Raw genomic sequence first — 16,791 nt, 5'->3', positions numbered from 1 at the left:
TCAAAAAAGCACACCCCCGCTCAGCATGGGATGTGCTTTATTTTTTACTCTGTAATCAACGTATGGATCAGCTTCGGCGCCTTCGCTTCCGCGGCGAGGCGGATGTTGTCATAGACTTTTGCGATGACTTCATCGACGTTTTCGCGGTTGGCGTAAAGCGTCACGAGCGGTTCGCCTTTTTCTACTTTGTCGCCGACCTTTTTGCGGAGCATGATGCCGACGGCTAAATCAATTTCGTCTTCTTTTGTGGCGCGTCCGGCACCCAGCAGCATTGCTGCGACGCCAATTTCGTCAGCGACGATTTCGGAGACGACACCCGCTTCTTTCGCAGGCACATCAATTTGATATGCCGCTTGCGGAAGCTTAGACGGATCGTCAACAATTGAGCTGTCGCCGCCTTGGTTTTTCAGGAAATCCTTGAATTTCTCAAGCGCTTTGCCGTTTTTCATGACTTCTTCCAGCTTCGCTCTCGCTTCGTCCAATGTGTCGGCTTTTTTCGCAAGCACAACCATCTGGCTGCCGAGCGTTAAGACAAGCTCATGAAGATCCTCAGGCCCCTCGCCTTTGAGCGTGTCGATCGCTTCTTTGACTTCAAGCGCGTTTCCGATCGCAAAGCCAAGCGGCTGGGACATGTCTGAAATAACAGCCATTGTTTGGCGGCCGACGTTATTTCCGATGCGTACCATTGCTTTGGCAAGTTCAGCTGCGTCTTCTTCTGTTTTCATGAAGGCGCCCGCTCCCGTTTTTACGTCAAGCACGATGGCGTCCGCCCCGGCAGCGATTTTTTTACTCATAATCGAACTTGCAATGAGCGGAATGGAATTGACTGTTCCCGTTACGTCACGAAGCGCGTACAGTTTTTTATCAGCCGGCGTTAAATTGCCGCTTTGGCCGATGACCGCAACCTTGTCGCGGTTCACAAGTTTAATAAATTCATCCTTCGTCAGTTCCACGTGGAAGCCGGCGATTGCCTCTAATTTATCAATCGTCCCGCCCGTATGACCGAGGCCACGGCCGGACATTTTGGCAACCGGCACATCAAGAGCCGCAACTAGCGGGGCGAGAACGAGCGTTGTCGTGTCGCCGACGCCGCCGGTGGAGTGTTTATCCACTTTAATTCCTTCAATGGCAGAAAGATCAATCGTTTCACCGGAGTTCACCATAGCCATCGTCAAGTCCGCGCGTTCACGGTCACTCATATCCTGGAAGAAAATCGCCATAGCAAGCGCGCTTGCCTGATAATCAGGAATGCTTCCGTCCGTATAGCCGTTCACGAAAAATTGAATTTCTTCAGTGGTGAGTTCTTTTCCGTTTTGTTTTTTGATGATGATATCTACCATTCTCATGTTTGGTCACCGATCCTTTTCGATTAAGTTCAGTAAATCAAGCCCACAATTGCTGCTGATAAAAAGCTGACAAGCGTAGCACCGTATAATAATTTCAAGCCGAAACGAGCGACGACATTTCCTTGCTTTTCATTCAGTCCTTTTACGGCACCGGCAATGATTCCGATTGAGGAGAAGTTCGCAAATGACACAAGGAATACCGATACGATTGCTGTTGTACGGCCACTGAAATGGAAACCATTTTGCGTAAGCGACGTCATGGCGACAAATTCATTCGACACCATTTTTGTTGCCATAATGCTTCCCGCATTAACAGCTTCATTCCATGGGATACCCACAAGAAAAGCGAATGGAGCAAACACATATCCAAGAATGCCTTGGAACGAAATACCGAATACTGCATTAAAAATGCCATTGATCAAGGCGATAATCGCGACAAATCCAATCAGCATCGCAGCGACGACAACCGCTACTTTGAAACCGTCAAGGATGTATTCTCCGAGCACTTCGAAGAAGGATTGTTTTTCTTCTTCCTCAACACGAAGCATATCCTCTTCTTTTGCAACCTCGTACGGATTGATAATAGAAGCGATAATGAAACCGCCGAATAAGTTCAAAACAAGCGCTGTTACAACATATTCCGGTTTCAGCATTGTCATATACGCGCCGACAATCGACATTGATACAGTGGACATCGCAGATGCGCAAAGCGTGTACAAGCGCTGCTGATTTAAAAGACCGAGTTCTTTCTTCAAGGAGATAAATACTTCCGACTGCCCTAAAATCGCAGAAGCCACTGCGTTATACGATTCCAATCTTCCCATACCGTTTACCTTGCTGAGGGCAAGGCCGATATATCTAATAATAAACGGGAGGACTTTCCACTTTTGCAGAATCCCGATCAGAGCGGAAATAAACACGATCGGCAAGAGAACATTCATAAAGAATGTCGTTTGGTCCGCATTCACCAAGCCGCCAAACACAAAGTTGATTCCCTCTGCCGCGTATTCAAGCAGGTAACCGAATCCTTTTGCAAATCCTCCTACGAGGAAATTCCCTATCCCGGTATTGAGGAGAATGTAGCCAAGGATAAATTGCAAGATGAGCATAACAACAATTGGGCGGATCTTAATTCTTTTTTTGCCGCTGCTCGCGATCCACGCGAGGCCTAAAAACACGATTAAACCGATAATCCCAATCAAATACTTCATATGTGTTTCTCCTTTATTTGTATTCGCTTACAATCACTGTTTCCTTAGAAAACGGAAAGCAGTCTGCCTTCCGTCAGCTTTTTAATAGTTGTCCCCGCTTGATGCGTTTTCTCCTTTTACGATGGAAACGCCTGCGCTGGCGCCGATTCGGCTTGCTCCAGCCTCAACCATTGTGTCTACATCTTCTTTCGTTCTGATTCCGCCAGATGCTTTCACGCCGATATCAGGGCCTACTGTTTTGCGCATTAAGGCGATATCTTCCTTCGTTGCGCCGCCTGTAGAGAAGCCTGTTGATGTTTTCACGAAGTCCGCTCCCGCAGAAACCGCTAAACGGCACGCACGTTCTTTTTCTTCATCGGTCAGAAGGCATGTTTCGATAATGACTTTGACAAGCGCTTTTCCGGCTGCAGCTTCCACCACTCCGCGGATATCCGCTTTCACCACATCGTCTTCCTTGTCTTTCAAAGCGGCAATGTTAATGACCATGTCCACTTCAGTGGCGCCTTTTGAAATCGCGTCTTTTGTTTCGAACGCTTTTGTTTCAGTTGTATTGGCACCGAGCGGGAAGCCGATGACCGTACAAACGTCGACTCCAGTTCCCTTGAGCTCTTTCGCAGCAAGCGCCACCCATGTCGGATTGACACATACTGAAGCAAACTTGTATGTTTTCGCTTCTTCAATAAGTTTTAGAATTTCCGCTTTTTGTGTATGCGGTTTCAAAGCTGTATGATCAATTATGTTAGCTAATGACATCCTTCGCACACTTCCTTTTTTGTTAAGATATTTTTTAGCATAACCGACTTTTGAACATATGTAAATTGGTAATTGAAATTTTGTTCAGCGAACGGTTTGAACGTGTCACAAATCATTAACAAGCGCCCTTGCGGTATGCTGGTCAATGATTAAAACATTGGCATATTTTCCAATTAATGCTCCGTGAATGGAAGATACTTTTCTGCTTCCGCCGGCCACTAAAATCGAGCGTTCCTTCAGTCTGAGGTCTTCAAGCTCAACACCGATGGTCCGGTCATTGATGGCACTGCTGCAAATATTCCCTTTCGCATCAAAAAAGCGTGAACAAATATCCCCGACGGCCTGTTTTTTCAGCAGGGCTTTCTCTTCTTCGTTAAAATATCCGAGCCGAAACAACAGCGCTTCGTCACGGACAGTGCCAACCGTGAAGAGAGCGATATTCGCCTGCTTGCCCATTTCAATGATCCGCTCAATATGACGGTCTTTCTCTACCATTCGCTTCACATCCGCATTATCAAACACGACGGGAAGCGGGAGATAGCGCGGCATCGTTTGAAAAGCCTCCGCAAACAGCTGAATTGTTTCAGCGGAATACGTGTTCACCCGCGAATGGCTGATACCGCCTTTCAGCTGGACGACCTCGACGCCTTTTACCTGCTTCGGCTGCATGTTTTGCGCGATTTGATACATGGTGGTTCCCCAGCTGACGCCGACAATGTCGCCGTCTTTTACCGTTTCATGCATATATTCTGCACCATAGCGGCTTAGGTCATGTGTAATTCCTGCATAATCGGGTGTCGGGGAAAACACAACATGAGCCTCGAGGAGACCATATTTCTCTTCAAGCATGGAACCGAGCGCATCCAAATCCTCAAAAGGGTCCATGACGCGAATCTGGACATACCCTTTTTTCTTTGCATATTGCAGCAGCCGGGAAACGGTTGGCCTTGAAATGTTGAGCTGCTCAGCAATTTGCTGCTGACTGTAGTCAGACTGATAGTAAAGCCTTGCCGCTTCTATGCTTAATTGTTGTTTTTCCCGATCCATTCCGCACCTCCTTGTGGATCAGTCCTGATGAAAACTGCTTTTGATTTGCTTTTATTATACAGGCTGGCGCCAGCTTTCATCCACCTGATTTCTGAGAAACTGAAAAACGCTCTTGGCGCGGACCCGCCCAGAGCTCACCTCTCCCATGACATATGCTGATAAATGCCTTTCATAATGGCATACATTCCATATAAGATCAGGCCTAACGCTAATATAGATAGAATCAATTTGCCATGCGGCTGCTGCGCGAGTTCGGCGAGCGCGCCGTCAAAGCCTCTTGTGTCGTCGGGATCAGCGGTCATGGCTGTCTTGATGAGAAAATAGCCGATAGCCGAGAAAATAATGGCCCGGGCGATATTGCCTGCGCGTCCGGTGTTTTTCGTAATGCATATCATCTGTTTGTTCATTTTTGACGTATCGAATTCTTTCATAAAAGCAGCCCGAACGCCTTTCATAAATTGAACAATCGCAAATACGATAAAACCCGCACCCGTAAGCCCTGTAAGCCATTGGCCGAACGGCTGCGCCAATATGTAAGCTGACCACGTCTGTTCTGAAGTGCCGCCTTTCCCTTGGCCAAACACAAATCGCAAGGCATTCCAAGCGATGGATGCGTAAACGGCGGCACTGAAAAAGTTTCCTATTCTCCGTGACAGGCCGCGCCTGCTGTTTCCGTGGCCCTCCGTGTCCTTGATCGCGCTTAACACCATCCAGATCACATAGCCGATAAGGCCGACACCTATTAAAAAAAGCAATAACGATCCATACGGCATGTGTGATAGCGTTTGGAGCGCTCCCCTCGAGTCTTTCGCGCGGCCTGCCCCGGCAGCCGTCATAAATGCCAAAATCCCAAGCAGAATAAAAACGCCGCCGAATGCAAAATAACCAAGCCTACCGAATCGTTTGATCCAAGGCTTGGTTTCCTGTTTTATTTTTGACACGTACTGGTCTTTCCCCGCCATGTGTCCAACCCTCTTTCAAGAAATCTTTACTGTAACATTCCCGATTGGACAAAGTTGAAACAGCTTCTGCCTCAGCTGTGGCCGGCTGAGATACGTTTTTGCTGATCAGCTGACTGTGCAGGCATCATCCAAGCAGCCGCGGCGGCAGCTGTGACTCCGCCTGCTACTTTTCCAATGATCATGGCCGCCGCCATTTCTTTTTTCATTCCGGCTACAAAACCGAGATGGCTGCCGAGTACAAAGGCGCCGCTGACCGCAAACGCGACATTGATGACCTTTCCTCTCGGCGTCATATCCTTTAATGAAGCCAGCATCGGGATATGATGCGCCAAAGAGGTCACTAAGCCTGCTGTTGCTGTCTCATCTAAATGAAGGCATTTCCCAAGAGCCTGAAGCGGTTTTTTAAAGGTTTTTGTAATAAAAGCCGTCATCGGAAACGCCCCTGCCAGAGCAATGGCGATGGTCCCTGTCGTTTGTATCCCAGTCTCGGCATTCTCCATTCCCGGAATCAGCACAATGCCTGTCAGCGTTTCAACGGAGACAGCCGCAAGCCCGATAATCGCAACCACACTGACCGCTTTCCCGAAGAGATGAAACAACCGAATCATACTGTCGGTATACCTCCATAACCCAAAAGCGATCACAGCAGATAACAGACTCGGGATCAGAAGGTTTTTACCTATCATGCCGATGTCAAAGCCCGCGCATAATCCGCCGGTGAAACAACCGATCGGCACTGTGCACAACCCGATTAATATGCCTTTCGCAAAATACGGATGGTCCTTTTTTTCGATGATGCCAAGAGCGACGGGAATCGTGAAGACGATTGCCGGTCCCATCATTGTTCCTAAAAACACCCATGAAAACAGCCCGGCCTGCGGATCTTTCGCCATTTCTCCGGCCAGCGCATATCCTCCCATATCAATCGCCAAAATGGTGTTCGCAAAGGAAGAAGGGTCCGCGCCAATCGCTGTGTAAACAGGAGAAACAATGGGAATCAGGATTGCCGCCAGCACGGGCGCCAGTGACACAATACCGATCATAGACAGCGCAAGCGGCCCCATAGCTTTAAAGCCGTCCGCAAACCGCTCGCCTAGCCCCCATCTGTTTCCCAAACAATAATCCGCCGCTCCCCATAGTAAAAAGGCAGCCAAAATGAATACAACCGTGTCATTCACCGTCATGGTTTTCTCCTTTTTCAAACGTATGATTGGTTTTATCATATCATCTGAAATCATTGATTGGAGCTGAATCTTATTCTATATGAGCTAAAAATTCTTTGATATCGGCTTTTTCAACGGCTGTTATAATGCGTCGCGCTTTTTCCTGCGGAACCGTTACTCTCAATTTTTCTTTTATGTCTTCTTCCGACAGCTCATTTCCCGGAGCCCCTTTTGGACAGTCCACACGCGCTTCGCAAATCCGGCCGTCTGATAAATAGGCCCGGACAATCGTGAAACGGCCTTTCGGAACGGCATGTGGAGCCGGCTGAATAGCATTGTCATATACTCGCTGAATTCGCCCCATTGTTGTTTGAATGTTGCTAGGGATCGGCTGGCTGTTGAAATGTTCAACGGTCAGCTCGTGTCCTTGCAAAGCAAGAGAAATCACATATTCAACGCTGAAACGGCCTTCCTCTCCAGTTTTCGGAGACCGTTCCGTCAATGCAGCATCTCCGCCTGGCGGAAAAACCACTTCAACCCGCTCGGTATTGGCAGCAGAAATGGCTTCTCTAGAGATAAGCTTTCGTACCGCGTCTGCAGCATGGTGTGCCGCGGAACAAAATGGATAGATTTTAAACCATAGGCCCGGCTTTACGATTCTCCACGGTGCGCCCCAATCGTTTAGCAAAGTGTGTTGTGCTTTTTCCAAATCACCGTACAGATTGAAGAAACCAGTTTCTCCATCAAGTGCCGTACGGGACCCGCCAAATTCTGATTGGGCCAGCTTAACGGCCAGCAAGCCAGCCTGGGCCGCCAGACCTGCGTGCAGCGGTTTCATTTCTGTTCCAAATTGTACCCTCATCCCAGCAGATTGCGTAGCCGCAAAACCAATCGCTTTTTCCAGCTCTTTTTGAGGCAGTCCCTCAACATAACCTACGGCGCAGGCGGCAGCAATCGCACCAAGCGTTCCCGTATTATGCCAGCCCTTTTCGTAGTGGCGGCTGCCAATTGATTCGCCCAGCCGTGCCATTACTTCAACACCAACAACATAAGCGCCAAGAAGCCGCTCGTCATGTCCGCGAGCGGCAGAAGCCATAAGAGCAGGCACGATGACTGCACTTGGATGCCCTCTTACATCGGAGTGGACATCATCGAAATCCAATGCATGGGCGATAAATCCGTTGAGCATCGCGGATTGTAATGGCGCGGCCTTTATGCCTTGTCCGATAATAGGAACAAGGGGCCGGCCTCCTTCATCCTCTATCAGACGGAGGAGCTTTTGAATGCCTTTATCTTCTCTTCCTGCGAATGAAGCGGCAGTAAAATCAAGTAATCCTTTTTTTGCTTCGCGAATCGCGTCAACTGAATGCTCCGGCTGTGACGTTCTCACAGCCTCTGCAAGACCTGCTGTCAGCCCTTGTTTGCTCATTTGATGGTCTCCAATACAATAACCGCCAGCTCCGCAAAGTAGTGAGAGGCAACCGTAAGGGCTTCTTCATCCAGTGTAAAGGCCGGATGATGCCACTCCTCCGTTCCGTTCGTTCCCATCCAAACAAAAAATCCCGGGATCTTCTCTTGATACAGAGCGAAGTCTTCTCCGCCCGGAGACTGCTCAGCGTGAACGGTTTGATAGCCAAGCCGTGCCGCAGCTTCGGATGCCGCATTCAAAAAGGTGCCGTCATTCTGAACGGAAGGCAAATAAGGAAACCACCTGAATTCGGCTTGTGCCCCATAGCCCGCTGCAATTCCTTCAACCACCCGTTTCATATGCTCTGGAACAGCCTGCCTCGCTCCTTTTTGAAAGGTTCGAACCGTTCCCTCCATTTCAGCTTGATCGGGAATCACGTTCCACGACGTGCCCGCCTGTACTCTTGTGATACTGACGACTGCGTTTTGCAGTGAGCTGATGTTTCGGCTGACCACAGATTGCAGGCCGCTGATGATTTGTCCTGCGGCAGCAATTGGATCAATACTGTTATTCGGGATGCCGGCGTGACCGCCTTTCCCTTTGATGACGATCTCAAACCGGTCAACACTTGCCATTAACGGACCTTCCTTTACACCAATGGTCCCGACAGGCAGATCCGGCTTATTGTGCATGCCGAAAATGGCAGAAACACCATCAAGCCCGCCAGCTTCTATGACCTTTCTTGCTCCCGCGGCAATTTCTTCGGCCGGCTGAAAGATAAAACGGACGGTACCTTTCAGCTCGTCCCGTCTTTGGTTCAGCAAAATGGCTGTGCCAATAATAGAAGCGGTATGAAAATCGTGTCCGCACGCATGCATCGTACCGTCAACCTTAGAAGCAAACGGCAGGTTCGTCTGTTCATGGATCGGGAGTGCGTCAATGTCCGCCCGTATCGCTATCACAGGGCCGTCTTCCCGTCCTTTGATTTCCGCAATCACACCAGTCTCCAATTGAGGAACGTCCAGTATTTCGATTTGCTCCTCCTCAAGCCAGCGGCGGATTTTTTTCGTCGTTTCAATCTCTTGAAATGACAGTTCAGGATGTTCATGAAGATCACGCCGCATATTGATTAAACGGGTATGAAACGTTTTGTCGGCCATTGTTCTTCTCCCCTTCTTATATAAGCTCTGCAGGCTCTCCCACCTGCTTGATAAATCGTTTCGTCCGTTCGTTTTTCGGATGGTCAAACAGTTCTTCTGGCGTTCCCTGCTCGATAATATGGCCGTCTGCCATAAAAATCACTTGATCAGCGACCTCTTTTGCAAACGCCATTTCGTGTGTCACGATGATCATCGTTGTTTGTTTTTCCGCAATGGATTTGATGACCTGAAGCACTTCTGCGACGAGCTCAGGGTCAAGCGCTGACGTTGGTTCATCCAGTAAGATCGCATGCGGATTGACCGCAAGCGCCCGGGCGATGCCAATTCGCTGCTGCTGGCCGCCTGACATTGTGATCGGATAGCTGTCAGCCTTATGCTCCAGACCGACTTGTTTCAGAATCTCCATTCCAATGCGTTTTGCTTCGTCGCGTGATTTGTGTTGAGCCACAATTAAAGCTTCTGTAATGTTTTGCAAAGCCGTTTTATTTTTAAACAGATTGTAGTTTTGAAAAACCATGGCCGTTTGCTGGCGAAGCCGATGTGCTTCTTTGCGTGTGAATTTTTCCGCGTTCAGTTTGGCTTCTCCGATTTCAATGAGGCCTTGATCCGGACGCTCTAATAGATTCAAGCACCGGAGAAGCGTTGATTTTCCGGAACCGGACGGACCGATGATCGCTACCACTTCTCCGCGCTTCACTTCTAGATCAATTCCATCGAGCACGACGAGATCTTTAAACGCTTTGCGAATATTTTTTACTGTTATCAACTGATTTCACCTCTAAGTCCGGTATGGCTTGCTCATGGCGCGTTCAAACAAGTCCTGCAACATGCTGTAGATAATGGTAAGAACCCAATAGACGATCGCAACCGCCAAATACGTCTCAAAATATTTGAGGTTTCCTGAGGCGTACATCTTCCCTTGGGCGAACATCTCCATGACCCCTAATGTAAAGGCCAGTGACGTTTCTTTTAGCAGTCCGATAAATGTATTACCCGTTGCCGGAATCGCATTTCGGATCGCTTGCGGCAAAATAATCCGTCTGTATGCCTGAAGTTTTGTCATGCCGACAGACAGACACGCCTCCAGCTGCCCGTCATCAACCGAATTGAGGGCCGCCCGGAATATTTCTGCCAAATAAGCGGCGTTTTTTAAGCTTAACCCGATGATGGCGGCAGTGAGAGCTGTCATTTTGCTCATCTCTGGAAATAGCTGCGGCAGCCCGTAATAGATTAAGAACAGTTGCACAAGTGTCGGCACGCCCCGGAAAAAGGATATATACAGCTTTGACAGCTGATGAAGCACTGGAATTTTGTTCTTTGTAATGAGTGCGAGAATAAGTCCTCCGATAATGGCAAAAATCATAGCCGCTATGGCCATAAACAAGGTGATCGGAAGGGCCTGAATTAAAGTCGGGAACGCTGATATCATGAATTCCCAATCAATCGTGTTCATTCTGGTGATTCACCGCCGTTTCTTAATGCTTCTGTTCTACTGTGATATCTTCATTAAAGTATTTTTCAGAGAGTTTTTTCAGTGTTCCGTCTTTACGCAATTCGTCAAGTGCCTTATTGACTTTTTTGCGGAGCTTGTCGTGTGCATCGTCCTTGGCGAATGGGAATGCAACCTGTTCGTAAACAATCGGATCTCCTGCAAGCTTTAATGGCAAACCGGTCTTCTTGATTTGCGCGATCAATACAGTTCGGCTGTTAACATAAGCGTCAACACGGCCGTACGCAACATCCTTCAGCGTGCCCTCTTGTGTTTCGTACGTTTTAATATTGATTTTTTTATCAGGATCTTTGCTTTCAAGGTTTTTCGCGTGGTTTGAACCAAGAACGGCCGCGACTGTCTTCCCTTTTAAATCGTCTACTGATTTGATATCTGTATTGTCTTTTTTGACGACAATCTGTGTTCCCGCATAAGCGTATGGTTTCGTAAAGTTATACGTTTCCTTGCGTTCGTCTGTCACAGCTACCTGGTTGGAAATGGTGTCAAGCTTGCCTGTTTGAAGCTCTCCCATCAGCCCGCTGAATTCAAGAAGCTTCCAGTCCAGCTTCATGTCAATTTTCTTAGCGACTGCTTCCATCACTTCTACATCAAAACCTGTCAGCTTTCCGTTTTCTTTATATGCAAATGGGTAACTTTGTCCTGTCGCACCGACATGAAGCACATTGTCATCCTCTTTACTGCTGCTGTTTCCATTGCCGCAAGCGGAGAGCACCGCTAATAATGCAGCAACGACCAGCACAGTCCATTTTTTCATTTTCATTTGATTTTCCCGCCTTTTCTATTTTTATAGATCATGTCGCAATTGTTTTTTCATATAAACTGTGATATGCCCTTTGCCAAGGTCTTGTTCACCTGCGCGGACATATCCTTTTCGTTCGTACATCTCAATCAGCCACGGATGCTTATCCGCTGTTCCGAGTGAGACAAACGGAACCTTTAACGTATCGCGGAGGATTATTTCCTCCAGCCATTGAAGCAGTTTAGTTCCGATTCCTTTTTTACCGGTATCGGGGTCCACAGCAAACCACCAGATATGTGGAACGCCATACGGTCCCGGCTGCTGTCCCCACGGCATTCTTAAGGAGATGGTCGCGATAATCCGCCCGTCTTCTTCCATGACGTAGCAGGCGTTTTTCCGGATATTTTTCAGCACCAAATCCAAATCCGCATGAGCGGCGGCAAAACGAATGCCGAGCTTTCGAATCGGTTCATAAGCCCGCAATGTCAGCTCGAGAAGCTGTTCAGCATCACGTTCAACTGCAAGGCGATATTGTGGCTTCATCTAGCGTTCCTCCTTACTTTGCATAGCGGTTGACCGGCTTTTCCAAACCGAAGTGCTCTCTTAATGTTGTGCCTTCATATTCTTTTCTGAACACGCCGCGTTCCTGTAAAATCGGAACCACTTGATCAACAAACACTTCAATTCCTTCTGGTAGAAGCGGAGGCATGATATTAAACCCGTCACACGCTTCCTTTTCCACCCATTCCTGCATCTTGTCAGCGAGCTGCTCCGGCGTGCCGACGAAGATATGGTGTCCTCTGGAGCCTGCAACGTATTTGTAAAGCTCGCGTATCGTCATATTGTCCCGTTCAGCCATTTCCTGAACAAGCTTGAAGCGGCTCTTCACCGCATTGGAAGCTTCTGCGTCAAGCTTCGGCAGCGGCCCGTCAAGCGGATACGCAGACAAATCAATTCCGCCTAAATAATTTTGGAGAATTTGCAGACCGACGGATGGAATAATCAGGTCTTGAAGCTCCTTGTATTTGGCTTGTGCCGCTTCTTCGGTATCAGCAATGATCGGGAAAATCCCCGGCATGATGGCGATTTTCTCTGGATCACGTCCGAATCCCGCAGCCTGTTCTTTAATGGATTGATAAAATTCTTGAGCGGATTCCAGGTGGTTTTGCGCTGTGAAGATCACTTCTGCTGTTCTGGCAGCCAGCGCTTTTCCGTCTCCTGATGATCCTGCCTGGATAATGACTGGCTGGCCCTGCGGCGTTCTTGAAACGTTCAGTGGCCCGCGAACCGAGAAATATTCTCCTTTGTGGTTCAGCTCATGCATTTTTTCCTTCTCAAAGAATTCACCTGTTTCTTTATTGCGGATAAAGGCGCCCTCTTCCCATGAATCCCAAAGCCCCTTTACAACCTCGACAAATTCCTCTGCCCGCTTGTAGCGCAAATGGTGTTCAAGGTGTTTTTCACCGCTGAAATTCAGCGCTGTTGATTCAATCGATGAAGTGACGACGTTCCATCCGGCACGGCCGTTGGACAGATGATCCAATGACGCAAACTGTCTGGCAATGTGAAACGGCTCGCTATATGTAGTGGAGGCTGTTGCTGTCAGTCCGATTCTTGATGTGACCTGTGCCAAGGCAGAGAGCAAGGTGAATGGCTCAAACCTTGTTAATACATTTGGATGTGATTTACTGTCAATTGATAGGCTATCTGCTAAAAACAGCATATCCAGCTTGCCCCGCTCCGCTGTTTTCGCAAGTTCTTTAAAATAATCCAAATTCATGCTCGCATCTGAAGGCGCGTCGGGGTGCCGCCAAGACGCGACGTGATGGCCTGTACCTGCTAAAAATACCCCTAATTTGATTTGTTTCTTTTTGCTTGTCATGACGATACTCCTTTTATCATGTTTTAGGCTGAATAATCCGAAAAATAAACTCCTATATTCCTAGTCGTTTAATATGAATAAATCAAAATGTACCTTTGTCTTGGACGTTTGTCAATGAGTTAAGATCAAATTTTTCTTTTTAAGCTGAAAAGAATCTCGCAGCATCATGGGATGGCATTTGTGCAACCTGTATCCTTACAAAACAGCCTGATGATGCTGAGACTCGTTTTGATTCAAAGTTTTATATAAATGCATATCTGTACTTCCGACCATACGCGTTTTGCCGCCGCTTTTGCTCTTTGCTAATAAACGCACGTGATCGCCGTCGCAGATCGGTCCATTTTGACTCATTCAGAAGCTGAGACATCGCATAAAAAAATGAGCTGATCCCGGGTTCATACCGAAATCAGCTCATTGTCTCTTAATTAAGTTCTAGAATACTTTCTTCCGCTTTAGCAGAAAACACTTTAGGCTCAAGGCGATCTAGGTCTTCATGAAATAAACTTACTTTTTGGATTTGCCGATTGTCGTAGTGGTGAAAGTAGTAGTTTCCCGTGTCGCTGCACATCACAGAAGTGTATTGCGTATAATCAATTTCGTCTTCTTCCGTTATCACAGCACCCTTGGGTATCGCCATGTTTGCCAAAAGCTGAAAAGCTGCTGATACACCTTTCGTTTCATCTGCCGCAGGCTCTAGATGTTCTTTCAGAAAACAAGCTCTGACAAACCGTGAAGGCGGTGTATAATCTCCCGGCAGACCCACTGTACCCGAGCCTTGGCCAAAAGCGGACAGCATCAATCCGCCCAACTCCTTGCTCTCGAATTGTTTCGGCCTTATTCCTATATATTGCCGAAGATTGGCCACATGCCATAAAAAGTCGGGGCTGTTCGTCATGACACCTGGTTGATTGTCATAGATTTTGATGCCGTCTGCTCTCGGTTCGATCGTCAGGCTGCGTCCCGTCCGGTCTGACAATATCCAGTGCAGCGGTAAAACGGTATCTAATAGATCTAATTTCTTCTCCACAATTGTTAAAGAGTGGATCTTTTCTTTTACGTCATCCAAAGACTTACAAACTGATAGCGCCCATGTTACAAATTCATGCGGGGCAATATGAACGCCGTCTCCCCGAAGCGTTTTTTCGTACTCCGCATATCCCATAAAATAAAGCGCCGCACAAGATAAACCGCTTTCATTAACTCCGTCGGCAAATAATATATTTCCAAGTTTTCTCCCCATACCGATAAACGCGTACTGTGTTTGATGCACCCTTCCGTCAGCTTCACTCTTCCAGCTGTAACGGCGCGGATAGAGAATGACCTCCGTCCCCAGCTGAAATGCGAAATCCATTGTTCTCGCTAATAAATGATTCCGGTCAGCAGTTTCCAATGTAAGACTTGTGCACATCTGATTCAGTCCCCTTTCCATTTCAGGCTAAAATCATACATTTTGTGAACAACTTGTTTTATCAGCATAACGAAAGACAAAGAGATTCGTCAAAAGATTGACATCACCTTCCAACATAAAGACGAAGAGATTCTTTCAATGTACTATGCTGATGTTTATGGTGAAAGCTTCCTTTTTATTTTTACTAGCCCCTGCTGTATCAGAGCCAATCAGAAATGTTGCAGTTTCATGATCAATCGCTGATATTATAAGGCAGCAGGAAAAGAAGTTGTAGCGTCCATTCCGCAAAAAAACCTCATGGCGCTTACAGACCGGCCGGGCACAACATAACAAAAAATCCAGCCTTAAAGGCTGGATTTCATTATTATTTCGCCAAAACAAGCTCGTGAATCGCATGCGCAACCCCATGTTCATTATTGGAGCGTGTTTGAAAGTTCGCGGCTTCCAATACTTCTGGGATGGCGTTTGCCATGGCAACCCCGCAGCCCGCCCATTCGATCATTGTCAGGTCGTTCCCGTTGTCGCCTATGCACATGACTTCCGCCTGTTCAATTCCAAGCAGCTGTGCCAGCTGGCGTACAGCATTTCCTTTGCTGGCTTCCGGGTGCAGAATTTCGTAAAAGAACGGCGCGCTTCTGACCATTGTATATTTTTCACACACGTCTTTTGGAATCGATGTAATGACGCGGCTTAAGTTCTCCGGTTGATCAATAAACATCACTTTCGGGATGAGGATATCTTTTGGCACCTCGTCAATCTTGCGGAAATGAAGCGGCACCTGTGTCACATAGGATTCATATACGGTAAATTCGCTAATATCCCGGTTAGGCGTATACAAATGAGATGAGTCAAAGAAATGCATCGGCGTCTTCAGCTCTAAGCTCAGGTCATATAATGAAGTCAAATCATCATAGCCGAGAGACAGCTCTGAGACCACTTCATTTGTATGCGTATTTTGAACAAGCGCTCCATTGTACGCGATAACATAGTCGCCTTCTTCAATTAAATTCAGTTCATCTAAGTATCTCCGCACACCCCCGATAGGCCGGCCGGTGCAAAGCACGATTTTGACACCTTCCGCTTTTGCCGCGTGAAGCGCGTCGCGGACCTCCTCTGTTACTTCATGATGATCATTTAAAAGTGTTCCATCCATATCAATTGCAATGAGTTTGTACATCCTGCATCTCCTTCATGTCGTTTTCAGTCTATAGTCCCATCATATCGTTTTTCCTTTTTGATATTCAACCGGAAGAGATGGTTTTCTCCGGATTAGACGCCGCCCTTGTCTTCGGATACGTTTTCGTGGTTCCCGCTTTCTTTCTGTTTTCACGACGTTTTCTGCTTTTTTCTGTTTCATCAGCATAAAGCCGGCAGCTAAAAACGGAATGCCGGTTATATTCAAGATGGCAAGCTTCACACCCGCCGCGATGAAAAAGAACCCCCATGAAGATGCAGAATTCCGTCTGATCATAACGTAAGCCGCCATTTCCAGAACGATCAGGATGGCATGAAGCACGATGCCATAAATAAGCAATACAAGGGCAAAAAACAACACATAATTCACGATTGCCCCTGAGTACACCATAGCGCGCATCATTTGGATAAACGATAAGGACTGCATGGAGCCGCTGATGACATTAGGGTTATAGATCGTATAGTCACTAAATAAATGTTTGACCTTGAGAAAAGCCCATAATATAAATATCCACTGAATGATATGTAAAACAAGTCCCGCTGCCACCAGTCTTTCGGCTTTTTTATTTCTCATCTTTCTCCTCCCTGCCGGTCTTTGATTCGATTCTTGTCATCGTTTTTGTCTGTCCGTTTTGCTCCCATATCAATGTCCCGTTTTCTCCTCTTTTCAGCGTGCTTTTGAGCGGATAATAGGGACCGAGATACTGAATCTCGATAGACCCGTCAGCGCTTTGGGAGATCACCTTGTATGCCATAAAAGGCAGCTGTACCTCTCCTCTTCCTTCCATTACTTCCGTTTCCACAACCTCGTCTTTGGTAAATGTGACCGTTGCTGATTTCACGCCGTCCGTTGGCCCGGGGGCAATCCCCTCATCCCACGTTCCGTAATAAAACGGCGTCTCTTCTTTTTGCTGCTGGCAGCCCGATACCATCATGCATACAGCAATGAATAACAAAATGCCATATTTGTTTTTCAAGGAGATCCACATCCTTTCCTCCTTTTTTTAG

At 47.4% G+C, this 16,791-nt stretch carries 17 protein-coding genes; all 17 read right to left on the bottom strand.

What is annotated here, in order from left to right:
- Positions 1-44: 44 nt before the first annotated feature.
- Complete coding sequence (locus tag QA442_RS01550; RefSeq protein ID WP_014665986.1) at positions 45-1,346, bottom strand: pyrimidine-nucleoside phosphorylase; 1,302 nt, start codon at positions 1,344-1,346, stop codon at positions 45-47.
- A 29-nt stretch (positions 1,347-1,375) separates the two neighbouring features.
- Positions 1,376-2,557: a nucleoside permease NupC gene (nupC, locus tag QA442_RS01545; protein ID WP_003244143.1), complete on the bottom strand. Its 1,182-nt coding sequence runs from the start codon at positions 2,555-2,557 to the stop codon at positions 1,376-1,378.
- Positions 2,558-2,638: 81 nt separating this feature from the next.
- The gene (gene deoC, locus QA442_RS01540) at positions 2,639-3,310 is read right to left on the bottom strand and encodes a deoxyribose-phosphate aldolase (protein ID WP_095431046.1); all 672 of its coding nucleotides are present in this window, start codon (positions 3,308-3,310) and stop codon (positions 2,639-2,641) included.
- 105 nt (positions 3,311-3,415) lie between these two features.
- Positions 3,416-4,357 carry a DNA-binding transcriptional repressor DeoR gene (deoR, locus tag QA442_RS01535; protein WP_095431045.1) on the bottom strand — a complete coding sequence of 314 codons (942 nt, stop codon included), beginning with the start codon at positions 4,355-4,357 and terminating at the stop codon, positions 3,416-3,418.
- A gap of 134 nt (positions 4,358-4,491) precedes the next feature.
- Positions 4,492-5,319 carry a DUF1206 domain-containing protein gene (locus tag QA442_RS01530; protein WP_095431044.1) on the bottom strand — a complete coding sequence of 276 codons (828 nt, stop codon included), beginning with the start codon at positions 5,317-5,319 and terminating at the stop codon, positions 4,492-4,494.
- A 71-nt stretch (positions 5,320-5,390) separates the two neighbouring features.
- Positions 5,391-6,503, bottom strand: coding sequence for an ethanolamine utilization protein EutH (gene eutH, locus QA442_RS01525; RefSeq protein ID WP_095431043.1), 1,113 nt, complete (start codon positions 6,501-6,503; stop codon positions 5,391-5,393).
- Between the two features lie 70 nt (positions 6,504-6,573).
- The gene (locus QA442_RS01520) at positions 6,574-7,911 is read right to left on the bottom strand and encodes an MmgE/PrpD family protein (RefSeq protein ID WP_095431042.1); all 1,338 of its coding nucleotides are present in this window, start codon (positions 7,909-7,911) and stop codon (positions 6,574-6,576) included.
- The gene (sndB, locus tag QA442_RS01515) at positions 7,908-9,050 is read right to left on the bottom strand and encodes an N-acetyl-sulfur-metabolite deacetylase SndB (RefSeq protein WP_095431041.1); all 1,143 of its coding nucleotides are present in this window, start codon (positions 9,048-9,050) and stop codon (positions 7,908-7,910) included. The genes QA442_RS01520 and sndB overlap by 4 nt, the downstream gene beginning before the upstream one ends.
- A 16-nt stretch (positions 9,051-9,066) precedes the next feature.
- Positions 9,067-9,816, bottom strand: a complete 750-nt coding sequence (locus QA442_RS01510; protein WP_095431040.1) for an amino acid ABC transporter ATP-binding protein — start codon at positions 9,814-9,816, stop codon at positions 9,067-9,069.
- A gap of 12 nt (positions 9,817-9,828) precedes the next feature.
- Positions 9,829-10,503, bottom strand: a complete 675-nt coding sequence (locus tag QA442_RS01505) for an amino acid ABC transporter permease (protein WP_015385098.1) — start codon at positions 10,501-10,503, stop codon at positions 9,829-9,831.
- Between the two features lie 22 nt (positions 10,504-10,525).
- The gene (locus QA442_RS01500) at positions 10,526-11,320 is read right to left on the bottom strand and encodes an amino acid ABC transporter substrate-binding protein (protein ID WP_003227109.1); all 795 of its coding nucleotides are present in this window, start codon (positions 11,318-11,320) and stop codon (positions 10,526-10,528) included.
- A gap of 24 nt (positions 11,321-11,344) precedes the next feature.
- Complete coding sequence (gene snaB, locus QA442_RS01495) at positions 11,345-11,842, bottom strand: sulfur-containing aminoacid acetyltransferase SnaB (RefSeq protein ID WP_095431039.1); 498 nt, start codon at positions 11,840-11,842, stop codon at positions 11,345-11,347.
- 13 nt (positions 11,843-11,855) lie between these two features.
- On the bottom strand, positions 11,856-13,181 hold the full coding sequence (locus QA442_RS01490) for an LLM class flavin-dependent oxidoreductase (protein ID WP_095431038.1): 1,326 nt from the start codon (positions 13,179-13,181) through the stop codon (positions 11,856-11,858).
- A 421-nt stretch (positions 13,182-13,602) separates the two neighbouring features.
- The gene (locus QA442_RS01485) at positions 13,603-14,589 is read right to left on the bottom strand and encodes a penicillin V amidase (protein WP_095431037.1); all 987 of its coding nucleotides are present in this window, start codon (positions 14,587-14,589) and stop codon (positions 13,603-13,605) included.
- Between the two features lie 364 nt (positions 14,590-14,953).
- Positions 14,954-15,766, bottom strand: a complete 813-nt coding sequence (gene yidA, locus QA442_RS01480) for a sugar-phosphatase (protein ID WP_095431036.1) — start codon at positions 15,764-15,766, stop codon at positions 14,954-14,956.
- 39 nt (positions 15,767-15,805) lie between these two features.
- The gene (locus QA442_RS01475) at positions 15,806-16,357 is read right to left on the bottom strand and encodes a hypothetical protein (RefSeq protein ID WP_095431035.1); all 552 of its coding nucleotides are present in this window, start codon (positions 16,355-16,357) and stop codon (positions 15,806-15,808) included.
- On the bottom strand, positions 16,347-16,772 hold the full coding sequence (locus tag QA442_RS01470) for a DUF3255 family protein (RefSeq protein WP_095431034.1): 426 nt from the start codon (positions 16,770-16,772) through the stop codon (positions 16,347-16,349). Before QA442_RS01470 ends, QA442_RS01475 begins: the two co-directional genes overlap by 11 nt.
- Positions 16,773-16,791: the final 19 nt, after the last annotated feature.

Origin of the sequence: Bacillus stercoris, assembly GCF_029772985.1 — a bacterium.
Lineage (GTDB): Bacteria > Bacillota > Bacilli > Bacillales > Bacillaceae > Bacillus > Bacillus stercoris.
Note: the sequence above shows the minus strand (reverse complement) of the source record. Positions and strands in the feature narration are given on the sequence as shown.